Origin of the sequence: Frankia sp. R43, from assembly GCF_001306465.1 — a bacterium.
GTDB classification, from domain to species: domain Bacteria; phylum Actinomycetota; class Actinomycetes; order Frankiales; family Frankiaceae; genus Parafrankia; species Parafrankia irregularis.
Genome location: NZ_LFCW01000011.1, coordinates 172,703 through 193,678, shown reverse-complemented (window position 1 = coordinate 193,678; position 20,976 = coordinate 172,703). Strand labels below are relative to the sequence as shown.

19 protein-coding genes and 1 pseudogene are annotated in these 20,976 nt (G+C 71.2%); 12 read left to right on the top strand and 8 right to left on the bottom strand.

Going from position 1 to position 20,976, the window contains the following annotated elements; all coding sequences use genetic code 11:
- Nucleotides 1-42: 42 nt before the first annotated feature.
- From ACG83_RS36620 to ACG83_RS36605, 4 genes are read right to left on the bottom strand one after another with little or no spacing between them, the layout of a single operon-like run.
- Nucleotides 43-867 (bottom strand): SRPBCC family protein, encoded by an 825-nt coding sequence (locus tag ACG83_RS36620; RefSeq protein WP_054570826.1) that lies wholly within the window; start codon nucleotides 865-867, stop codon nucleotides 43-45.
- Complete coding sequence (locus ACG83_RS36615) at nucleotides 864-1,367, bottom strand: (2Fe-2S)-binding protein (RefSeq protein ID WP_054570825.1); 504 nt, start codon at nucleotides 1,365-1,367, stop codon at nucleotides 864-866. Before ACG83_RS36615 ends, ACG83_RS36620 begins: the two co-directional genes overlap by 4 nt.
- A complete protein-coding gene (locus tag ACG83_RS47260) occupies nucleotides 1,360-2,232 on the bottom strand; it encodes a xanthine dehydrogenase family protein subunit M (RefSeq protein WP_054570824.1) in 873 nt (290 codons plus the stop codon). The genes ACG83_RS36615 and ACG83_RS47260 overlap by 8 nt, the downstream gene beginning before the upstream one ends.
- Nucleotides 2,229-4,607 (bottom strand): xanthine dehydrogenase family protein molybdopterin-binding subunit, encoded by a 2,379-nt coding sequence (locus tag ACG83_RS36605; RefSeq protein WP_054570823.1) that lies wholly within the window; start codon nucleotides 4,605-4,607, stop codon nucleotides 2,229-2,231. Before ACG83_RS36605 ends, ACG83_RS47260 begins: the two co-directional genes overlap by 4 nt.
- Before the next feature lie 215 nt (nucleotides 4,608-4,822).
- Between ACG83_RS36605 and mftA the strand changes: the two genes are divergently transcribed.
- The 10 genes from mftA (at nucleotide 4,823) to ACG83_RS36565 (ending at nucleotide 13,041) form a co-directional block, all read left to right on the top strand.
- Nucleotides 4,823-4,987 carry a mycofactocin precursor MftA gene (gene mftA / locus ACG83_RS46290; protein ID WP_063793256.1) on the top strand — a complete coding sequence of 55 codons (165 nt, stop codon included), beginning with the start codon at nucleotides 4,823-4,825 and terminating at the stop codon, nucleotides 4,985-4,987.
- On the top strand, nucleotides 4,977-5,321 hold the full coding sequence (mftB, locus tag ACG83_RS36600) for a mycofactocin biosynthesis chaperone MftB (RefSeq protein ID WP_235498414.1): 345 nt from the start codon (nucleotides 4,977-4,979) through the stop codon (nucleotides 5,319-5,321). Before mftA ends, mftB begins: the two co-directional genes overlap by 11 nt.
- Nucleotides 5,318-6,577 carry a mycofactocin radical SAM maturase gene (gene mftC, locus ACG83_RS36595; protein WP_369812943.1) on the top strand — a complete coding sequence of 420 codons (1,260 nt, stop codon included), beginning with the start codon at nucleotides 5,318-5,320 and terminating at the stop codon, nucleotides 6,575-6,577. Before mftB ends, mftC begins: the two co-directional genes overlap by 4 nt.
- Nucleotides 6,578-6,615: 38 nt before the next feature.
- Nucleotides 6,616-7,881 (top strand): pre-mycofactocin synthase MftD, encoded by a 1,266-nt coding sequence (mftD, locus tag ACG83_RS36590; protein ID WP_054570822.1) that lies wholly within the window; start codon nucleotides 6,616-6,618, stop codon nucleotides 7,879-7,881.
- Nucleotides 7,878-8,744, top strand: a complete 867-nt coding sequence (gene mftE, locus ACG83_RS36585) for a mycofactocin biosynthesis peptidyl-dipeptidase MftE (RefSeq protein ID WP_235498413.1) — start codon at nucleotides 7,878-7,880, stop codon at nucleotides 8,742-8,744. The genes mftD and mftE overlap by 4 nt, the downstream gene beginning before the upstream one ends.
- Nucleotides 8,741-9,589, top strand: coding sequence for a mycofactocin-coupled SDR family oxidoreductase (locus ACG83_RS36580; protein ID WP_054570821.1), 849 nt, complete (start codon nucleotides 8,741-8,743; stop codon nucleotides 9,587-9,589). Before mftE ends, ACG83_RS36580 begins: the two co-directional genes overlap by 4 nt.
- The gene (gene mftF / locus ACG83_RS36575) at nucleotides 9,586-11,064 is read left to right on the top strand and encodes a mycofactocin biosynthesis glycosyltransferase MftF (RefSeq protein WP_083473872.1); all 1,479 of its coding nucleotides are present in this window, start codon (nucleotides 9,586-9,588) and stop codon (nucleotides 11,062-11,064) included. Before ACG83_RS36580 ends, mftF begins: the two co-directional genes overlap by 4 nt.
- A gap of 188 nt (nucleotides 11,065-11,252) precedes the next feature.
- Nucleotides 11,253-11,375, top strand: a complete 123-nt coding sequence (locus tag ACG83_RS47680) for a hypothetical protein (protein WP_255354819.1) — start codon at nucleotides 11,253-11,255, stop codon at nucleotides 11,373-11,375.
- Between the two features lie 136 nt (nucleotides 11,376-11,511).
- Entirely contained in the window at nucleotides 11,512-12,102 is a 591-nt protein-coding gene (gene mftR, locus ACG83_RS36570; protein ID WP_198955492.1) for a mycofactocin system transcriptional regulator, read from the top strand.
- 105 nt (nucleotides 12,103-12,207) lie between these two features.
- Nucleotides 12,208-13,041 (top strand): SAM-dependent methyltransferase, encoded by an 834-nt coding sequence (locus ACG83_RS36565; protein WP_054570820.1) that lies wholly within the window; start codon nucleotides 12,208-12,210, stop codon nucleotides 13,039-13,041.
- 87 nt (nucleotides 13,042-13,128) lie between these two features.
- Here ACG83_RS36565 and ACG83_RS36560 read toward each other — a convergent pair whose 3' ends face one another.
- The gene (locus tag ACG83_RS36560) at nucleotides 13,129-14,625 is read right to left on the bottom strand and encodes an MDR family MFS transporter (protein ID WP_054570819.1); all 1,497 of its coding nucleotides are present in this window, start codon (nucleotides 14,623-14,625) and stop codon (nucleotides 13,129-13,131) included.
- 115 nt (nucleotides 14,626-14,740) lie between these two features.
- On the opposite strand from ACG83_RS36560, the gene ACG83_RS36555 reads away from it, so the two are divergent.
- Together ACG83_RS36555 and ACG83_RS36550 are read left to right on the top strand one after the other, a co-directional pair.
- Nucleotides 14,741-15,322, top strand: a complete 582-nt coding sequence (locus tag ACG83_RS36555; protein WP_054570818.1) for a TetR/AcrR family transcriptional regulator — start codon at nucleotides 14,741-14,743, stop codon at nucleotides 15,320-15,322.
- A 266-nt stretch (nucleotides 15,323-15,588) separates the two neighbouring features.
- On the top strand, nucleotides 15,589-17,040 hold the full coding sequence (locus ACG83_RS36550) for an alkaline phosphatase PhoX (protein ID WP_054570817.1): 1,452 nt from the start codon (nucleotides 15,589-15,591) through the stop codon (nucleotides 17,038-17,040).
- Nucleotides 17,041-17,147: 107 nt separating this feature from the next.
- Here the strand turns inward: ACG83_RS36550 and ACG83_RS45620 are convergent, their stop codons facing one another.
- From ACG83_RS45620 to ACG83_RS36535, 3 genes and pseudogenes are all read right to left on the bottom strand, one after another.
- Nucleotides 17,148-19,595, bottom strand: coding sequence for a protein kinase (locus ACG83_RS45620; RefSeq protein WP_161934836.1), 2,448 nt, complete (start codon nucleotides 19,593-19,595; stop codon nucleotides 17,148-17,150).
- A 127-nt stretch (nucleotides 19,596-19,722) separates the two neighbouring features.
- Nucleotides 19,723-19,935, bottom strand: a pseudogene (locus ACG83_RS48210) (hypothetical protein); the annotation flags it as partial.
- A gap of 13 nt (nucleotides 19,936-19,948) precedes the next feature.
- A complete protein-coding gene (locus ACG83_RS36535; RefSeq protein ID WP_054570814.1) occupies nucleotides 19,949-20,530 on the bottom strand; it encodes an NADPH-dependent FMN reductase in 582 nt (193 codons plus the stop codon).
- Nucleotides 20,531-20,976: the final 446 nt, after the last annotated feature.

Sequence of the window (20,976 nt, the reverse complement as noted above, 5' to 3'; positions counted from 1 at the left end):
CCGCCGAGAGCATCCGGGGCTGTCCTGGCTGCGTGCCTGCGGTCAGCGCCTGGTGCCCGGGCCGGGCGGAAGGACCACGTTGACCACGATGGGGCGTGGCTTACGCCGCGCCAGGGCGACGACCAGCAGCAACGCCCCGGCCGGCGCCGCCGCGGAACGCGCGAGCGGGAGGTAGCGCGCGAGCGGCGCGAGACGGATGAGCAGCGGCGTGAGCTTGGTGAACAGCCCGGCTCCCGCCGTGGCCAGCAGGTCGAGAGGCTCGGCCATCGGCGCCTCGGATGGCGCGGATGCCGCCGGCGCCGCAGATGCCGCCTGCGGCACGGCGGGTGGCGCCGCGGCCGGTTCCGCGGAACCGTTCGCCGCGGCCGGCGCGGCTGGCACGGCAGGTGTTTCGGCCGGCGCGGCCGGCGCTTCGGCGGGGGTCGCGGTCAGCTCGTTGGCGAGGTTCGTCGCGAACTTTCCGACCAGGGTTCCGGCGACCTCGGCGAGCACCCCGCGGCCGAACTGCGCGGGCTTTCCGGTGATGTCCAGGTCGGTCTCGACCTCGACGTTGGTGGACGAGTCACCGGAGTCCACCAGCCGGCAGGTGACCAGCGCCTTGGCGGTTCCGTTCCCGCGCAGCTCCCGGCCGCTGGCTTCGAGCACCGCGACCTTGGCGACCTCGTCCTGGGTGACGAACTTGATCGTGCCGTTGTAGGTCAGGCCGACCGGGCCCACCTTGACCTTGATCTTGCCCTGGTAGCTGTCGCCGTCCTTGGACGTGAGCACCGCACCGGGGACGCACGGCGTGATCCGTTCGACGTCCAGCAGCACCCGCCAGGCCTCGTCCGCCGGCACGGGAATGCTGAGCGTGTTCTCCAGTTTCATTCGGATTCCTTCGCAGAGCCGGCGCCTTCGGCCAGGGCTTCCGCCGCGGCCCGGACGGCGTTGATGATTCCCTGGTAACCGGTGCAGCGGCAGAGGTTCCCGGACAGCGCGTCCCGGATCTCGTCGTCGGTGGGCTTCGGGTTCTCCTCGAGGAAGGCCGTCACCGAGACGACGAATCCCGGTGTGCAGAACCCGCACTGGAGGCCGTGGTGATCACGGAAGGCGGCCTGGACGACGGACAGCTCGCCGTCGGGCTCCGCCAGCCCCTCCACGGTCGTGATCTCGGCGCCGTCGGCCTGCACGGCGAAGATCAGACAGGCGCGGACGGCCTCACCGTCGAGGAGCACCGAGCAGGCCCCGCAGACACCGTGCTCGCAGCCCAGATGGGTACCGGTCAGCCCGCAGTTGACCCGCAGGAAGTCGGCGAGGATGAGCCGCGGCGGCACACTGGCCCGCCGCGCGATCCCGTTGACCCGTACCTGGATGTCGACGTCAGTCACCGACCGCCTCCTGTAAGGCCCGCTGCCAGGCCCGGGCCACCATGGCCGCGCCCACGCGCTTGCGATAGCTGGCCGACCCGTGCAGGTCGGTGGGAACCGAGTCGAGGCCGGCCATGGCGGTCCGCCCGATCTCGTCGGCGTCGCTGTCGGCGGGTGACGTGCCGAGCAGCTCGGACTCCACCTCCGTCGCCCGGCGGGCGCACGGGCCCAGGCCGAACAGGGAGATGGCGCACCGGTCGATCCGCCCATCCGAGCCGACACCGACGGCGACGCAGGCACCGGCCATCGCGAAGTCGCCGTGACGACGGGCGAACTCCTCGACGGCGAACCCGGCACGGCCCTGCCAGACCGGGAAGGTGATGCCGGTGAGCAGCTCGTCGTCCTCCAGCTCGGTGCTCCACGTGCCGGTGAAGAACTCGGCGGCGGGGATGGTGCGGCGCCCGCGGGGTGACAGTGCGTCGAGCTCGACGTCCAGGGCGAGCGCGACCGCCGGGTATTCGGCGGAGGCGTCGGCATGGGCGATGGAGCCGCCGATGGTCCCGCGGCTGCGGATCTGGAGGTGGCCGATCAGCGGGGTGGCCCGGGCGAGCAGCGGCACGTTGAGGCCGATCGACTCGGAGCGCCCGATGGTCGCCTGGGTGGTGCCGGCACCGATCCACACCGATCCGTCGCGCGTCTCGATGCCGCGCAGCTCGTCGACGCGGCGCAGGTCGACGAGGTTCTCGAAGACCGCCAGCCGCAGGGCCAGCATCGGCACCAGGCTCTGGCCGCCGGCGAGGGCCTTCGCGTCGTCCAGGTCGGCGAGCAGTTCGACGGCTTCCTCGGCGCTGGTCGGCGCGTGGTATTCGAACGTCGCCGGCTTCATCCCGCCACCGCCGTCCGCACCGCGCCGGCCGCGCCGCGCTGGGCCGCTTCCTCCAGCAGGTCGACGATCGTCGACGGGGTCAGCGGCAGCCGGGAGATGCGCACTCCGAACGGCGCGAGCGCGTCGGCGACCGCGTTGATCACCGCGGGTGGGGCCCCGATGGCGCCACCCTCACCGACGCCCTTGTAGCCGCCGGGGCCGATGCTGGGTGTCTCGACGTGGCCGAGCTCGATCGTGGGCACCTCCGCCGCGGTCGGCAGCAGGTAGTCCATGAACGTGGTGGTGACGGGGTTGCCGGCGTCGTCGTAGGCGAGCTCCTCGTAGAGCGCGCCACCGATGCCCTGGACGGTGCCGCCGAAGATCTGGCCCTCCACGACGTTCGGGTTGATCATAGGCCCGCAGTCCTCACTGACGATGTAGCGCAGCAGCTTCACCTCGCCGGTGACGATGTCGACCTCGCAGGTGCACACGTGCGTCGCGTTGGCCCACAGCATGAGGTGCTGGGCCCGGAACCGTCCACTGACCTCCAGGCCGACGGACAGCTCCGCGGGCAGCGAGCCGGACTTGAAGTAGGCGGTCTCGGCGATCTCCGCCAGGGTCACCTGCTTCTCGGGGCTGCCCTTCACCGTGGCGACGCCGCGGGTGAACTCGACCTCGTCGACCGGGACGCCGCCGAGCAGGTGGGCGGCCAGGGCCAGGATCCGTCCGCGCAGCTCGGTGGCGGTCTGGTTGACCGCGCCGGCGGTCATCGGGCCGGAGCGGCTGCCGCCCGTGCCGCCGCCGAACGGGGTGACGGCGGTGTCGCCCTGGATGCTGCTGACGTCCGCGATGTCGACGCCGAGGGCGTCGGCGGTGAGCTGGATGACCGTGGTCTCCAGGCTGTTGCCGCACGAGCCGCCGGCCACGTACACGTTGACCTTGCCGGACGGCTCGACCCGGATCGTCGCGCCCTCGGTGCCGTACAGCGCGCTCGCGCCCGCGGTCGGCTCCACGTAGGTGCAGGTGCCGACGCCGAGGTAGCGCCCGGCGGCCCGCGCCTGCTCCTGCTCGCGGCGGAACGCGTCGTAGTCGAGGATCTCCAGTGCCTGCTCGAACGTCTCCAGCGGCGTGATGTCGCTGTAGGGCATGCCGTTGCAGTTCGCGGTCGGCAGCTCGTCGCGGCGCAGCATGTTCTTGCGGCGCAGCTCGACGGGGTCGATGCCGATCTGGCGGGCGGCGACGTCGAGGAGGCACTCACGGGCCACCGACTCGAACTGCCACGGGCCGCGGTAGGCGACCCGCCCGCTGGTGTTGGAGAAAGCGAACCGGGAGTTGAACGTCCCCTCGGGTATGCGGTACGGCCCGGGGAAGATCAGCCCGACCGCGATGCCGCTGCCCACCGGGTTGGGTGACGGGTAGGCGCCGGCGTCCTGCACGTGGTCGATGGTGGCGGCGAGGATGCGGCCGTCGTCGTCGAAGGCCATCCGCGCCTCGCCGTGCTCGTGGCGGGCCTGGCCGGCGGCGAGCAGGTGCTCCTGCCTGTCCTCGATCCACTTCAGCGCGGCGGGCACCTTCGTCGCCGCGATCATCATGCACATGTCCTCGCGCAGCGGCAGCACCTTCTGCCCGAAGCCGCCGCCGGTGTCGCGCATGACGACCCGCACCGAGTGCTCGGGGATCGCGAGCAGGCGGGCGCAGAACCCGCGCACCTCGTGCGGGGACTGCGTCGCCGTCCAGATCGTCATCGTCCCGTCGGACGGCGACCATTCGGTGACGATGCCGCGGGTCTCCATCGGCATCGCGCAGTAGGCCTGCTGGTGGTATGTCTCGCTGACCACGTGCGGGGCGTTGTCGAAGGTGGGCGCGAGGTCGGCCATCGGCCGGCCACCGATCTGGCCGACGAGGTTTCCGGGGTACGCCTCGTGGACCAGCTCGGACGAATCGAACGCGGTGGCGTAGTCGACCACCGGCGGCAGCTGGTCGTAGTCGACGATCACCAGCTCGGCGGCGTCCTCGGCGATGTAGCGGTCCTGCGCGATGATCATCGCCACCGGGTCACCGACGTGGCGCACCTCGCCCTCGGCCAGCGGCGGGCGGGGCGTGTCCGGCGCGTGGCGGCCTTCCAGGCTGAACCACTGCTCGTGGACGTGGGGGTTGATGTCGGCGGCGGTGAGGACCGCGTGCACGCCGTCGAGGGCGAGTGCCTCGGAGATGTCGATGCCGGTGATCCGGGCCCGGGCGACCGGGCTGCGCACGAAGTTGACGTGCAGCATGCCGGGACGCACCACGTCGTCGACGAAGGTGCCCCGCCCGGTGAGAAGCCGTGCGTCCTCGACCCGTTTCACCCGCCTGCCGGCGTAGCGGTCTGAGTCCGTCGCCTGCTGGGAGCCATTCATCGGCTCTCCCGACGGCTCGGGGGCGCGGCCCTGTCGGCGAGCAGCGCCAGCAGGGCGGGCAGGGCGGACAGGACGGGTAACGGCGGTAACAACCCGGGCGGTGGCCTCATGGGGCTTTATTTTAGCCACAGGTGCCATTAATGTGACCGCACACCACCGAGCGCGCCGGCTGCCGGCCGGTACGTGACCGCCGGTACCTGACACGAGGAGGCACCATGCGCAGGCCCAGCACCCAGGTCGAGGCTGAGCAGGTCGGCACCACCGGCCCCGCCGCCCCCACCGGCCCCGCCGCGCAGATCCACCACGGCACCGAGGCACCACTGGTCGAGGACACCCTGATCGAGGAGGTCTCGATCGACGGGATGTGCGGTGTCTACTGACACCCTCAAGGACCGCGCTCTCAAGGACCGCGCCATCGAGGACCAGACCCTCGACGCGGCCTGGGAGCTGTCCCGGTCCGTTGCGCTGCGCCCCGAGTCGTTCGGGGCGCTCGCGTACCACTTCGGCAACCGCCGTCTGATCTTCCTGAAGCGCAGGGAGCTGGTCGAGGTGGTGCGAGGCCTGGGCGACGCGCCCGACGCCCGCACCGCTCTGCGCCGAGCCGGTGTCCCCGCCGAGCAGTGGCCGTCGTTCGCGGCCGCGCTGCGCGGGCTGGCCAACGCCGACGTGATCCGTCCCCGTGAGCCACGTGAGCCAGAGGGAGAAGCCAGTTGACCATCCTGACCGAGCCCGCCGACACCGAGCGGGCGATGCCGCTGGTGGCGCGGTTCGAACGTGGCCTGGCCGCACCGATCTGCCTGACCTGGGAACTGACGTACGCCTGCAACCTGTCCTGCGTGCACTGCCTGTCGGCGTCCGGCCGGCGTGACCCGCGGGAGCTCAGCACCGAGCAGTGCGAGTCGATCATCGACGAGCTGCAGGCGATGCAGGTCTTCTACGTCAACGTCGGCGGCGGCGAGCCGACCGTGCGCCCCGACTTCTGGCATCTGCTCGAATACGCCGTCAACCACCAGGTCGGGGTGAAGTTCTCCACCAACGGCGTGCGGATCGACGCCGCTCGGGCCCGCTACCTGGCCTCGACCGACTACGTGGATGTCCAGGTCTCCCTCGACGGCGCCACCGCGGCGGTGAACGACCAGGTCCGCGGCGAGGGCTCGTTCGCGATGGCGCTGCGGGCGCTGGACAACCTGACCACCGCCGGTTTCCGGGACGCGAAGATCTCGGTTGTCGTCACCCGGCACAACGTGAACCAGCTCGACGAGTTCAAGCGCATCGCGGACGACCACGGCGCGACCCTGCGGCTCACCCGGCTGCGCCCGTCGGGGCGCGGCGCGGACGTGTGGGACGAGCTCCATCCCACCCACGACCAGCAGCGTGACCTCTACGAATGGCTGGTGCGGGCCGGCGAGAAGGTGCTCACCGGCGACTCCTTCTTCCACCTCGCCGGCTTCGGCGAGAAGCTGCCCGGGCTGAACCTGTGCGGGGCGGGGCGAGTGGTCTGCCTCATCGACCCGGTCGGCGACGTCTACGCCTGCCCGTTCACGATCCACGAGACGTTCCGTGCCGGGAACATCGTCACCGACGGCGGTTTCGCCCAGGTGTGGCGAACCAGTGAGCTGTTCGGCCGGCTGCGCGAACCGCAGGGCGGCGGGGCGTGTTCGGCGTGCCAGCACTACGACGTGTGCCGCGGCGGCTGCATGGCGGCGAAGTTCTTCACCGGCCTGCCCCTGGACGGGCCGGACCCCGAATGCGTCCAGGGCTACGGGCAGGCCGCGCTGGCCGACCCGCAGCGGACCGTCCCGGCGCTGAGCCTCGACCACTCGCACCGGCGGGAACCCGCCGGACGGCGCGAGCCGGTACTGCTCCAGCTCGGCACCCGGCCGGACGCGGCCACCCTGGCGACTCCGGCGGCCCCGCCGGTCTCCGCGTGCGCCGAGAACCCGCTGGCGGGATTCACCCCGGCGCGCTGAAGCACCGGCGAAATATTGAAGCGGCAAGAAGGTGGAGCATGGGTAACACTTGGTTCGAATCAGTCGCCGAAGCGCAGCGGCGCGCGCAGCGCCGGCTCCCGAAATCGGTGTACAGCGCACTGCTGGCCGGTTCGGAAGCCGGTGTGACCTACCGCGACAACACCGGCGCGTTCGACGAGCTCGGTTTCGCCCCGCACGTGGCCGGGCTGAAGGAAAAGCGTGAGCTGGCGACGACCGTCCTCGGCCAGGAGATCTCGCTGCCGGTCATCATCTCCCCGACCGGTGTCCAGGCCGTCCACCCCGACGGGGAGGTCGCCGTCGCCCGGGCCGCCGCGGCCCGCGGCACCGCGATGGGCCTGAGCTCGTTCGCCAGCAAGCCGCTGTCGGAAGTCGTCGCCGCCAACCCGCGCACGTTCTTCCAGATCTACTGGATGGGCACCCGGGAGTCGATGGTCCGCCGGCTCGAACGCGCCCGAGAAGGCGGCGCGGTCGGCCTCATCGTGACCCTCGACTGGTCGTTCTCGCACAGCCGCGACTGGGGCAGCCCCTGGATCCCCGAACGGCTCGACCTGTTGACCATGGTGAAGATGGCGCCGCAGGGCCTGTCCCGGCCGGCCTGGCTGGCGAGCTACCTGCGCACCGGCAAGCTCCCCGACCTGTCCGTGCCGAACCTGGCCGAACCCGGCCAGCCGGTGCCCACCTTCTTCGGCGCCTACGGCGAATGGATGCAGACACCCCCGCCGAGCTGGGACGACATCGCCTGGCTGCGCCAACAGTGGGACGGGCCGTTCATGCTCAAGGGCGTCAGCCGGGTGGACGACGCCCTGCGTGCCCGCGACGCCGGCGTCAGCGCGATCTCCGTCTCCAACCACGGCGGCAACAACCTCGACAGCACCCCGGCCCCGATCCGTGCCCTGCGCGCGGTCGTCGAGGCCGTCGGCGGCGACATCGAAGTGGTGATGGACAGCGGCATCCGCCGCGGCGGGGACGTCGTGAAGGCCCTGGCGCTCGGCGCACGGGCCGTCATGATCGGCCGCGCCTACCTGTGGGCCCTGGCCGCGAACGGGCAGGCCGGCGTGGAGAACGTCCTGGACGTGCTGCGCAACGGGATCGACTCGGCGCTGCTCGCGCTCGGCCACACGTCCATCCACGACCTGACCCCGGACGACGTCCTGATCCCCAGCGGCTTCTCCCGCACGCTCGGCGTCGTCGTACCCGCGCCGACGCCGTCGCCGGAGTCGGCGCCCGCGGCGGAGTCGGTGCCCGCGCCAGAGCCGGAGCCGGTGTCGGTGCCGGCGCAGTGACGGTGCCGTCGGGAGCGTCGGTGGCGCTGGCGGCGCGGGCATGGCCCGCCGTGCCGCCGGCGCCGCTGGTGCTGATCCCGGTGGGCTCCTGCGAACAGCACGGGCCGCACCTGCCGTTGACCACCGACACCACGATCGCGGTGGCGGTGGCCGAGGGTGCGGCCGAGCACCTGCGCCAGCGCCAGCACCAGCGCCTTGGCCGGCACGACGCCGCCGTGCCGGTGCTGGTCGCCCCGCCCGTCATCTACACGGCCAGCGGGGAGCACCAGGGGTTTCCGGGCACGATGTCCATCGGCACACAGGCGCTGCGGCTGCTGCTGGTCGAGCTGGTCCGCTCCATGCGGGACTGGAGCGGACGGATCGTGTTCGTCAACGCGCACGGCGGCAACCTGCGCGGACTCACCGAGGCCGTCACCCAGCTGCGCCACGAGGGCCACGACGTGGCCTGGCTCGCCAGCGGTGCCGGTCGCGACAGCGCCAGCCGCGGTAACGCCGGGCACGACAGACCTGGGCACGACAGCGCCGGGCACGACGACGTCGGCCGTGACGCGGCGACCGATTCACATGCCGGGTTCACCGAGACGTCCCTCATGCTGCACCTGGCGCCGGAACAGGTGCGGATGTGCCTGGCCCAGGCCGGCAACACCGCCCCGCTCGCCGAGCTGATGCCCGCCATCGTCGCCGGCGGGGTGGCGGCCGTCGCGCCGTCCGGCGTGCTCGGGGACCCGACCGCGGCCAGCGCCCGGGCCGGCGAGGAACTGCTGCGGGCAATCATCGAGAACGTGTCCGCCCTCATCGACCACGGCGAACCGGACCAGCACGGCCGGCTGCGTCCTCGGCTGACCGCGGAGCGTCAGCCGTGAGCGGCGACCGGCCCGACACCGGGCGGGTCGACTCCGGACCACCCGACGCCGGGCGGGTCGCGCTGGTCACCGGCGCCGGCCGCGGAATCGGCGCCGCGACCGTCCGGGCCCTGTGCCGGCGCGGCTACCGGCTCGTCGCGGTCGACAGCGGCGCCGGCGACACCGCCACGGACCTGCCCGGGGTCGACTACCCGCTGGCGAGCCGCGAGCAGCTGGCGGCGGTACGCGCCGAGCACCCCGACCAGATCCACACCGTGCTCGCCGACGTGCGTGACCGCGCCGCCCTCGACGCGGCGGCGGCCACGGCCGTCGAGCGTTTCGGCCGCCTCGACGCGGCGGTCGCCGCCGCCGCCGTGATGGTCGGCGGCCAGCCGCTGTGGGAGACCCCGGCCGCGCACGTGCAGACCCTGTGGGATGTCGACGTCCTGGGGGTGTGGAACACCGCCGCCGCCTGCGTGCCGCACATGCTGGCCGGGCCGGACCCGGGCGGTTGCCGTTTCACCGCCGTCGCCTCCGCCGCCGGCACCCGCGGGCTGTTCCACCTGGCCGGTTACAGCATGGCCAAGCACGCCGTCATCGGCCTCGTCCGCGGCCTCGCCGCCGACCTCGTCGGTACGGGCGTCACGGCGGTGGCGGTCTCACCCGGTTCGACCCGCACCGCGATGCTGGCCGCCACCGCGGCGCTGTACGACCTGGACGACGTCGAGTCCTTCGCCTCCGGGCAGCTCACCGGCCGGCTGATCGACCCCGGCGAGATCGCCGAGACCATCGCCTTCTGCTGCTCGGTCGCCGGCGGGGTGCTGACCGGCTCCGTCGTCAGCGCCGAAGGCGGTTTCCGCGGATGAGCACCGGCATCGGCATCGGCACCGGCACCGGCAGCGGCGTCGGCAGCGGCGTCGGCCTGGATCCCGGTGTCGGGCTGGGGCTCGTCGTCGAGATCGGTGAGTGCGTCCGGGTCTCCGAGGGCGGGCGGGTGCTCGTCGGCGGTGCGCCGATGCGGCTGCTTCGGCTCAACGAACGCGCGGCGCGCTACCTGGACGGACGCCGGCTGCGGGTGGTCGACGCGACGTCCGCGCAGCTCGCCGACCGGCTGCTCGCCAGCGGCGTGGCGAACCCGGTGCTCGACGAGCTGCCACCGGCCGAGCTGTCCGCGGTCACGGTGGTCGTCCCGGTCCGCGACCGGCCCGGGCCACTCGACCTGCTGCTGTCCGGCCTCGCCGGCCGGCTTCGGATGATCGTCGTCGACGACTGCTCAGCTGACCCGTCGGCCATTGCCCGGGTCGCCGACCGGCATGGCGCGAAGCTCGTCGCCCTGCCAGCCAACCGCGGCCCGGCAACGGCCCGCAACGCCGGGCTCGCGCAGGTGACCACACCGCTGGTCGTCTTCATCGACTCGGATGTCGTCGTCGAGCCGGCGGCGCTCGCCCTGCTGGCCCGCCACTTCCACCAGCCCCGGGTCGCCGCCGTGGCACCGCGCATCCTCGGGCTGGCCGAGCCGGGCGGCACGAACTGGATCGGGCGCTACGAGGATGCCCGCTCCTCACTCGACATGGGCCCCGTGGCCGCCCTGGTGCATCCTCGCTCCGCGGTCGGCTGGGTGCCCGCGGCGTGCCTGATGGCCCGGGTCGCCGCGCTCGGCGCCGGTTTCACCTTCGCCGACGGCCAGCGGGTCGCCGAGGACGTCGACCTGGTCTGGCGGCTGGCCGCCGCCGGCTGGCAGGTGCGGCACGAGCCCGCCGTCACCGCCCGGCACGATCATCGTGCCGGTCTCACCGCCTGGCTGGGCCGCAAGGCGTTCTACGGCACCGGGGCGACCGTCCTCGCCAGCCGGCACGACGACGCGGTGGCACCGGCGGTCTTCGCGCCGTGGAGCGCGGGCGTCGCCGTCGCTCTGCTCGCCCAGCGACGATGGTCGCTGCCCGCCGCGGCGGGCATCCTCACCGCGCAGTCCGTGCGCCTCGCCCGCGCGGGGATCTCGCCTGGTGTCGCCCGCCACGGACTGGCCGCGAACGCGAGCCAGACCAGCGGCCTGCTGCTGCGCCACTGGTGGCCGTTGAGCCTGGCCGGCTGCCTGGTCTCCCGCCGCCTGCGCCGCGCCGTGCTGGCCGCCGCGGTCGTGGACGGGATGGTCGACTACCGCCGGTGCGCCCCACGGCTTGATCCGGCCAGGTTCCTGCTCGCCCGCCGCCTCGACGACCTCGCCTACGGCACCGGGCTTTGGGCCGGCGCGCTGCGCGGCCGGACCCTTCGACCGCTGCTCCCAGCCCGACCAGGCCAGCCAGGCCGACCAGCGAAGCCCGGCCAGCCTGCCACGCGCTGAAGGCCTGGCCCCACCCATCCGCCCGGGTCGCGCGCACGATCGCGGTTCTCCGGTAGGGAAGAATCGGGTCATGCGCGCGGACCTCGCCCTGTTCCTGGGCACTCGGCAGGGCTCCGCCACGCCCGCTGGCACCCCACGGGCGCGCCGCGCTGGCGGCAGCGCCATCGCCGCGCTCGATCCTCGCGAGCGTGACCGCTGCCACCGAGCAAGACCTGCGGATTGTGGTCGCGGGAACAACCGAGATCCTCAGCTCCTCGAGTCTCGGCTTCGAGCCGCCGGCGCGGCTGGAGTTGCTGCTTGGCAAGATCTGACGATTTTGGCCGCGGGAACGACCAAAATCCTCAACTCCTCGAGTGGCGCGCTTCGGTGAGCACCCCGGACACCCCAGAAACCCCGGACACCCCAGAAACCCCGGACAGCCCAGGCACGCTGGACAGCCCAGGCGCGCTGGACGCCCCGGCCCGCCGGCCGAAAGGGCGCCCGCCCGTCACTGATCACGCCTCGATCGAGCGGGCCGCCTTCGCGGTGTTCACCGAGCACGGCTTCGATGCCACCACCCTGGACGCGATCGCCGCGGCGGCCGGGGTCGGGCGCCGGACGCTGCTGCGGTACTACCCGTCCAAGAACGACATCCCCTGGGGGCAGTTCGACGAGAGCCTGGTCGGGCTGCAGAAGACCCTCGCCGCCATGCCGACGGACATTCCCGTCCACGAGGCGGTGCACCGGGCGGTGCTCGCGTTCAACCATGTCGACGCGGCGGCCGTGGCCCAGCACCGGCAACGGATGACCCTGCTGCTGAGAACTCCGACGCTGATGGCCCATTCGGCGCTGAAGTACCGGCAGTGGCGCCGGGTCATCGCCTCCTATGCCGCCGAACGCCACGGGCTGACGGCTGAGGACCTGTTGCCGCGCACGGTCGGCCATGTGGCCCTGGCAATCGCGGTCTCCGCCTATGAGCAGTGGCTGGACGACGAGCAGCGCACGATTGAGGAGATCCTCGACGAGGCACTGGGCGCGCTGCGGACCTACCTCGGGTAGTCCGGGTGGGTCGAGGCGACATCCAGGGCGATACGCTCCGGAATGCACATTCGCCGGCGTCGTCGAGGTCGCCGGATTCGACGAGACAGCTGGCGAGGCGGGCTGATGGGCTGGAACTTCAAATCAGCGGTGTCCGAGAGCGACGGCGGTGACCCCGGCGCCGATCTTCGGACGGACCGGCCGACCCCGGCCCGCATGTACGACTTCTTCCTCGGGGGCAAGGACAACTTCGAGGTCGACCGGACGGCCGCCGCCGCCGTCGACAGCGCCCTGGGCAAGACGATGACGTTCGACATCGTCTGGGAGAACCGCCGTTTCCTGCAGCGGGCGACCCGCTGGCTCGCGAACGCCGGTATAGACCAGTTCCTCGACATCGGGACCGGCCTGCCGACGCAGGGGAACGTGCATGAGATCGCCCAGCAGGTGAACCCGGATGCCCGGGTGGTCTATGTGGACAACGACCCGATCGTCCTGGCGCACGGTCGCGCGCTGCTCGCGACGAACAAGACGACAACAATTATCACCGCGGACGCACGCGAGCCCCGGTCGATCCTCGACCATCCGGACGCGGGCGCCCTCATCGATTTCTCCCGGCCCGTCGCCGTTCTCTCGGTGGCCCTGTTCCACTTCATCCAGGACGGCGAGCGGCCCCGTGAGCTGCTCGCCGAGTTCATGAGCGCGGTTCCCGCCGGATCCTTCCTGACACTTTCGCACCTGACGACGGACGGGCCGCCGGCCGAGGGCGTGGCCCGGACGGAGGCAGCCTACGAGAACGCGACGTCGCCAATAATCTTCCGGCCGCGAGCCGCCATTGAGGGTTTCTTCTCCGGCCTCGACCTGGTCGAACCCGGAATTGTCCGGCCGTGGCAGTGGAACCCTGGGGACGACGACAGCCCGCGCACCGACTGGCTGTTCGCAGGTGTGGCCCGCAAACCCTGAAAGCGCTCGTCTGCCCTGTGCCGGCGCAACGGCTTCCCGCTCTGTGCCGGCGCAGGGACTTCCCCTACGCCGACACAGCGGCTTCCCCTACGCCGGCGCGGCGACTTCCGCGTCAGCGTCGACGTCGGCCGTCTCGGGAACGAACGGTGCGGCGGGGCGGCCGGGCAGCAGCAGGCAGAGCGGGACGGCGACGGCGGTGAAGGCGATCGACCACCAGAAGGCCTCGCCGAAGGCGTCGGCGACGGCCTCGGGGGTGTGAGCTCCCCCGGCCGTGTGCTGGAGGACCACGGCAAGGACCGCGGTACCCAGGGAGCCGCCGATCTGCTGGCCGACTCGGGTGATGACACTGGCGTGCGGGATCTCCGCATGGGCGAGGCCGATGAAGGCGGCACCGGCCAGGGGAATGGTGGCGGCGCCGAGGCCGAGGCCACGGACGAAGAGCGCGGCCAGCAGCGGCACGTCGCCCGTGCCGGCCGTGACGAACGCGAACGGCAGGGTGGCCACGCAGGCGAGGGTGAACCCGGTCAGCGCGACCCAGCGGGGCCCGTACCGGTCGGTGTACCTGCCCGCGAGGTTCCGGGAGAACAGCGTGCCGACTCCCTGCGGGATCAGCAGCAGCCCCGCCCCGAGGGCATCCTCACCGCGGGCCTGCTGCCAGAACAGCGGGAGCAGCAGCATGGAGCCGTAGAGGGCCCCGCCGAGGACGAAGCCGACGGCGGCGGATGACGCCAGCGGGCGGTGACGGAACAGGCGCAGGTCGACCAGCGCGGCCGTGGAGCGCGCCAGCGCCCAGCCCACGAACACCGCTGTGAGGGCGAGGCCGACGATCAGCGGCAGCAGGACCTCCACGCTGGCGAAACCCGCGTCTCCCTCGACCCGGGAGAGACCGAAGATGACGGCGGCGACGCCCGGCGAGACCAGCAGCAGGCCGACGACGTCGAGGCGGGCCCGGGCGGCGCCCCGCGGCCGGTCGTCGGGCAGGTTCCGGGCCGCGAGCCAGGCACCGACGACACAGAAGGGGATGTTGACCAGGAACATCCAGCGCCAGTCGCCGACATGCAGGATGACGCCGCCCAGGACCGGACCGAGGATGGGCCCGAGGGCGGCCGGCAGCGAGATCGTCGCCATGACCTTGCCTATGCTGCTTCCCCGCGCCGCCTGCATGATCAATGTGATCATGAGCGGCATCATGATCCCGCCACCGATGCCCTGGACGACGCGGAACACGATGAGGCTGTGCACATCCCACGCGGCCGCGCACAGGACCGAACCGAGCAGGAAGATTCCGAGGGCGGCGATCCACAGCCGCTTGCCGCCGAGTACGGACTGCGCCCACCCGGCGACCGGGATCGTGACGAACATGGCCAGCAGATAGCCGGTGCTCACCCACTGGATGGTGGAGAGCGAGGTGTCCAGCTCGCGAGTGAGATCATTGATGGCGACACTGACGATCGTCGTGTCGAAGATGACGGCGAGCGCACCCACGATGACGGTGATCGCCATGCGCCACACCGCCGGGTCGATACGGTCGGGGTCGACGTGGCCCTGCTGCGCAGCGGTTGCGGTCCCGTCGGAGGTACTCAATGAACGACCACCTAAGATACATCGACGTTTCTTACCAGAGGCGATCGTAGGCGCCCTCGCTAAGATACGCAAGCGTGTCTAAGGCGGAACGGGTAGAACAGGGGCCGAAGGGAAGATGACGGAGCGTCGCCGCGGGGCCGCACTGGAGGCAGCACTGCTCGACGCGGCCTGGGCGGAGCTGACCGAGCACGGCTATGCCAGCTTCACGATGGATGCCGTCGTCCAGCGCGCCGGAACCAGCCGACCCGTCCTCTACCGCCGCTGGCCCGACCGGCACGAGCTCGTCCGCGCCACGATCATCCGCGCCCTCGAACGGGACGAGATCACCGTCCCCGACACCGGCAGCCTGCGCGACGACATCCTCACGCTCATGCGGCAGGTCAACGCCACCCGGATCCAGCTCATCACCCTGGTGAGCGTCCACCTGGCCGACTACTACCGGGAGACCGGCACCAGCCCCGCGGACCTGCGCCGCGTCCTGAAAGGGGACCGCAAGGACGGGTTCGACGCCCTGTTCGCCCGCGCCGCCCAGCGGGGCGAGATCGGCCCCAGCCCGCTGCCCGACCGGGTGAAATCGCTTCCGTTCGACCTCCTGCGCCACGAGGCCCTGATGACTCTCGCGCCGGTGCCCGAGGACGCCCTCACCGAGATCGTCGATACGATCTTCCTGCCGCTCGTCCGACAGGCCTCAAACTAAACTTAGGCTTACCAAACACAAGCAGAAGTCTTTTCTGTGGATTCGACACCCGAATCGGCAACGCTCGGTATTCATTGCGGGGACTCGACGTGCACGGCTTTTTCCGGCCCGGGAATGCCCGCACCCAACAGACGCGTCCCGGCCGGTGACCGGGGGCCCAACCTGCACGCACGTAGCAACCGTTTCCCAGCTGTTGGCCGGGCGGCCATATACCGACAAACGAGGTGTCAGGTCGACCCGACAATGTCATGGCGTCCCAGTTAATAATGATCCATGGAGGCACGCCGGTGACTTCTTCCATTTCCCGCCGTAACCTGATGCGCACCGGCGCGGTGGGCGGCCTCGGCCTGGTTGCCGCCGGCAGCATGGACGTCCTCGCCGGCACCGCCGCGCAGGCCACATCCCGCTCCGCGACCGGCTACGGCGCCGTCATCGCCGACCCGGCGGGCCTGCTCGCGCTACCCAAGGGCTTCTCCTACAAGATCATCGCCCAGACCGGTGTGACGACGCTCGAGTCGGGCGAGCCGACCCCGGGCGCCCCGGACGGCACCGCCTCCTTCCCCACCCGCAACGGCGGCTCGGTGCTGGTCAACAACCACGAGCTCAGCGGCGCGGCGGCCAACCCGGTGCCGCACATCGCGGACTACACCTACGACCCGGGCGCCCCCGGCGGGACCACCAACATCGTGGTCGACCGGAAGGGCAACCGGGTCCGCGAGTACGTCAGCCTGGCCGGTACCCTCACCAACTGCGCCGGCGGCTACACCCCGTGGGGCACCTGGCTGACCTGTGAGGAGACCGAGCAGAAGGCCAACGCCACCTACAAGTACGACCACGGGCACGTCTTCGAGGTCGACCCGGTGGACCAGGCCGCGAACAAGAACCCGGTGCCGCTGAAGTTCCTCGGCCGCTTCGCCCACGAGGCCGTCTCCGTCGACCCGAAGACCGCCGAGATCTTCCTCACCGAGGACGCCAGCAGCCCGCACGGCCTGTTCTACCGCTGGACGCCGCCGAAGAGGTTCCGCGCCGGCAAGGGCGCGCTGCGTGCGCTCGCGCTGAGCGCGGGCGGCGACACCGCCGGCTCCCTGCAGGCGCTGAGCGCCAGCAACGGGTCGCAGCACATCGTCGACCTCTCCGAGGCGACCACGGTCGGCACCAGGTACAAGGTCAGCTGGGTGGACGTCCCCGACCGCAGCGCGGCCACGGTCTCCATCCGCAAGCAGTTCACCACCGACCAGGTCACCAACAGCCGCAAGCTGGAGGGCACCTGGTGGGGTGACGGCGGCGTGTACTTCGTCTGCAGCTACGCCCGGGTGAGCGACGGCAGCCCCAAGGAGCACGACGGCCAGGTCTGGTTCTACAACCCGAACAACGAGACCATCACCCTCAAGGTGATCTTCGGTCTGAACCTGGACCCGACCCAGGACGTCGACTTCGACGGCCCGGACAACATCACTGTGTCGCCTTACGGCGGCCTCATCCTGGCCGAGGACGGCGAGGGCGTCAGCCACCTGATCGGTGTCACCAAGAAGGGCACGGCCTACGCGCTGGCGCGCAACGAGCTCAACGAGAGCGAGTTCACCGGCCCGAACTTCAGCGAGGACAAGAAGATCCTCTTCGCCAACATCCAGACCCCCGGCTACGTGCTCGCCATCACCGGGCCCTGGGACGGCTGCGACGACCGCGACTACCACGACCCCCGCGGCGACCACCGCTGACCATCCGATCGGCGCTCGCTGAGCACTGACAGCACTGCTGGCGACGGGCCGGCCTGAGCTCCCTCAGGCCGGCCCGTTTGCGTATGTCATGGTGCGAGGCCCGATGGTCACCTCCGCGAGACCTTTCCCTGGGTGTCCACGAACGTGAGCGAGCACCGTTTGCCACCCGGATCCACCGCGTTCCAGACGCAGATCCGCTCCGAGTACTGGTAGTAGCCGAAGACGAGAAAACTGCCCGGCTTGGAGTTCGCGGTGGCGTAGTTCGACGCTTCGAGCCTCTTGGTAGAGGAACTGGTGTTCGTCTCACCGTTCACGATGACGTCGGCGACACATGACCCCGCGCCGGCGGAGAGCTTTCCATAGAGCACGCCCTCGAAGTTCAGCCAGCCCGTGCAGCCGGAGACACTCACCTGCGAGCCTTCCTGGTACTTGTCGCCGCTGCCTGGGCCCGCCGGGGCGGCCTGGGCCGAGTTGCCGGGAGGAGCTGTCGTCCTCGCCACGGCAGGAGGCCTGGTGGTGGTGACCGGGTCCGTCGGCCGGCTGGCGGGCGAGGTCGTCGGAGCGACCGGAGCCGTCGAGCCGGCCGCCGAGATCACCGCGGTCGGCGTGGGGCTCCCGGTGGGCGTGACGGAGGTGGTGGGCGACGAAGGCACCGGGGTCACCTTCACCAGGTCGTCCCGTCCCTGGGAGCCCGTCATATCGCCCGAGTCCCCGTGCGTGCCGCCGAAGAGGTTTCCGGACATGACGGCCCCGACCGACACCGCCAGGACGGCCAGGATGACACCACAGACCGTGGCCAGCCGTGCGGTTCGGCGCCGCGACCTGCGCCTGCGCGCACGCTGCCGCTCGCGCCGGGACACCGGCCCGGGTGTGTCCAGGTCGGCCGCAGGTGCGGGCTCGGGTTTGGATTGGGGCTCGGCCTCGGGCTCGGGCTGGACCTGGGGCTCGGGCTGGGCCTGGGGCTCGGGCTGGGCCTGGGGCTCGGGCTGGGCCTGGGGCTCGGGCTGGGCCTGGGGCTCGGGTTGGAGCTCGGGCTCGGCGACCGGCCTGGACACTGTCACCGGCGGAGCGCTCGGGACGGCGTCCGCGGGATGCCGCTGGGGCGGTATCAACGAGTTGATCGCCGCTGCGCCGACGGGCATGGGAGCAGTGTCGATCTCCGCGCTGGCCACGACGCTCGCGGACCCGCTCCGAGCCGTGTCGAGCTGGTCGAGCAGGATGCGCCGGGTCTCGTCGGCGGACGTCCCGGTGAGATCGACGTGGCGACCGCCGGCAGGCAGGTCGGGCCAGGGGCAGTCCGCGATGCGTACCAGTATCAGAGTGCGGGCGAACCGAGCCCCGTCGGAACCCGAGGCGGCGTTCCATTCAGGCTGCCCGAGCACCGTTTCCAGATAGGCCGGGGAGAGGAGCGCCAACGTGTGGGCGGCGTACACGGTGCCCTCGAATATGCCGGTGCTCCAGTACGGGACCGGCGTTTCGTCCCAGGCCTGCAGCAGCACCCGATGGCCGGCGGCGACCAGCTGCCCGGCTGTCCATTCCGCCCAGGCACGATCGGCCCTGGCGTACGAGACGAAGAAGTCCCAGCTGGGCCGCTCCGCCCCGGTCCGGTCGTCGGTACCCGCGTCGGTGACCGTGCCGGGCCTGGTACCCACGGAATCGAAGAGATCGAGGGGATGGAGGGCGAATCGCCGGACGGCGTCCTGCAGATGTAACGACAACCCTGTCCGGGCGGCCCAGCCTGGCCCGAACACCCTGGTCGCGGCCCGCGCGAGGTCGAGGGCGAAGGCCGCCGCATCCCGGTGCCGGTCGGCGGGTGACTTCGCCAGGGCACGCAACACGACGTCGGCCAACGGGGCCGCCACACCGGTCATCGGCGGCGGCGGCTGCGTCAGGTGCTGGAACATCACCGCCGGCACCGACTGCCGGTCGCGACCGAACGGCGGCGCCCCGACCAGCAGCTGGTAGAGCACCACGCCGAGCGCGTACAGGTCGACACCCGGCCCGAGCCGGCCGCCCTGGATCTGCTCCGGCGCCATGTACAGCGGAGTGCCCGATCCGCTCGCGGTCGCCGCGGAGCCCTCGAACATCTTCACCAGGCCGAAATCGCCGACGACGGGCGTGCCGTCGGCGCCGAAAAGAATGTTCTCGGGCTTGATGTCGCGGTGCAGCATCTTGTGGGTGTGCGCATGCTCCAGCGCCGCCGCGACAGCCAGCCCGACCCCGCACGCCTGTTCCGGGGTCATACCGAGCAGCCGATCAGCCAGCGTGCCGCCGGCCATCAGCTCCATCACCACCAGGCAGAGGCCCTCGGCCTCGACATAGTCGTGCACATGAAGCACATGCGGGTGTTTCAGCTTCTCGAGGGCCTTCGCCTCCTCGGCGAACCCGCTCGCGGCGCGCGCCGCCCCGTCGCCGGCCATCACCTTGATCGCGACCCGGCGATCCAGCCAGCGGTGCCCACCGGCCAGCACCACACCGAACGACCCCGAGCCCAGCTGCTCGCCCACCCGATAGGCGGGCAGTGCTCGTTCCACCCACTCGCGATCGAAGATCACCGTGGGCATCCGATGCCGTGCAGTGCTTCCTGCCGCCCCGCCATAGTTGGATCAGCCTATACAGCTGGCCACAAATCGCTACAGGCCGGTCACCTTTCTGACGACTATTCGACGATCATTCGATCGATCAGCGGACCAGTTCGGAAACCGCCGCCATCCCCGGTCCGCCGCGGATGCACAAGGTCTCCAGGGCGTAGCGGGCGTCCCGGCGGTGCATTTCACGCGGCAGGGCGGCGGGGATCCGCCCGCCGGTGGCGGCGAGCCGGTGGCGGCGAGCGGGTGGCGGCGAGCGGGTGGCGGCGAGCGGGTGGCCGAGGGAGATTCCCGACCCGTTCACGTCGCAGGGCGGGCGGTCAGTCGCCCGCGGGCGTCTGCAACGGGATGAGCGCGGTGCCCACTGTCACCAGTTCGTCGAGCATCTTCTTGGCGGACGCGTCGATCAGCTCGTCGCTGCGGAAGGCGCCGGACTCGTCCAGGCGCTGGCCGAGGAACGGCACCGAGACGGCGTCGGTCACCGGCACCATGCGCAGCGCGGCGAGGACCGGCTTGAGCTGCGTGACCGCGCGCAGGCCCGCCGAAACCCCACCGTAGGAGACCAGGCCGACGGCCTTGTAGCGCCATTCGCGGCTGAGGTAGTCCAGCGCGTTCTTCAGCGAGCCGGGGAAGCTGTGGTTGTACTCCGGGGTCACGATCACGAACGCCTGTGCGCGGGAGATCGTGGCGCTCCACCGCTTCGTGTGTTCGTGTACGTAGTTCCCGGTCATCGGGTGGTTCGGCTCGTTGAAGATCGGCAGATCGACGTCGACAAGGTCGACGACCTCGACGTCGAAGCCACCCTGCGCCCGTGCGGCGTCGGCGATCCACGCCCCCACCGCCGCACCGGCTCGGGTCGGGCGGGTGCTCGCGATGATGATCTGCAGGAGGGGCTTGGACATGGGGGTCTCCGCTCTGGACGAGGCTGTTCTGTTGAAGGCTCAACCGAACCGGGAAGGCCGCCCATTCCCGCCGACAGCCCTCACCTCGCGAGGCGAACCCCACACTCACGCGGAACTTTACAGGATGTCAAGTGAACTTTCGCACAGAAAGATCGGACGGCGCTACCGATCTTGACTGGGCCGCCGAGGATCCCGCGTCGCCCCACAGCGCCAGCAATTCACACCAACAGGTACAACCGGGGCAGTTTGGCAATCCGCAAGAAGTGCGAATTTCGGTTGCCCTCGCAGCCGAAATCCTCGCTTTTTGGCCGGAAGCAGCGGCGACCGCTGACGATGTGGACGCGGACAGCCCGGCCAGAACCCGGCCATCCAAGGCCCGCAGTGGCACACCGACGGCGACCGGCACCGAGCTCGGTGCTGCCGGCTGAGCACTCCCCTGGCCGGCA